Genomic DNA, 635 nt, shown 5'->3' on the forward strand with positions numbered 1-635 from the left:
GCTATGTTTATTCATGTTAGCCTCTGCTGTTTAGTTAATTGACAAACTAATTATGGCTCTGGCTTTGAATTAAGCTAACCCACGAAAAGCGGAGGCTAACACCGTGTGGGAGTCATTATGTCTATATTTTAAGGATGATTCGTGCGTAAATTTCTAACAATATTAATTTGTTCAACTTTAATCAGCTGTGCGTCGACTCAAGTAGATCAAAATGCAGACCAGACTGTTTATCAACTTGATCAAGTTAATGCTCCTTCTAAATGGATTGTTCATATCTCTCCCATGTACCCTAAAAAAGCGTTGGAAGAAAAAATTGAGGGTTGGGTAAAAATGTCGGCCGTTATAACTGAGAATGGTAAGGTGACGGAGATCAAAGTTTTAGATTCTCAACCCAAAGGTTTATTTGAAAAAGAAGCTAAACGAGCTTTTGGTAAATGGCTTTATAAACCTGCGCTTTTAAACGGTAAAACTGTGAAAGTATACCGAGAAGAAACAGTTGAATTTAAAATATAACAAGTGACTATGGTGTCAATTCCTAATTTCAAACCATTTTAGGATCCCACATGACACCATCCCTCACCATAGAATTTATGATTACTATAAGCTTTCTTATACAGGCAATAATAGCAACTTTT

At 35.6% G+C, this 635-nt stretch carries 1 protein-coding gene; it reads left to right on the plus strand.

All coding sequences use genetic code 11. The features are described from left to right. Positions 1-141: 141 nt before the first annotated feature. A complete protein-coding gene (locus tag H5157_RS21075) occupies positions 142-513 on the plus strand; it encodes an energy transducer TonB (RefSeq protein ID WP_182725422.1) in 372 nt (123 codons plus the stop codon). Positions 514-635 lie beyond the last annotated feature (122 nt).

The sequence above is a fragment of the Pseudoalteromonas sp. SG43-3 genome (genome assembly GCF_014164385.1).
GTDB classification, from domain to species: Bacteria; Pseudomonadota; Gammaproteobacteria; order Enterobacterales; family Alteromonadaceae; genus Pseudoalteromonas; species Pseudoalteromonas distincta.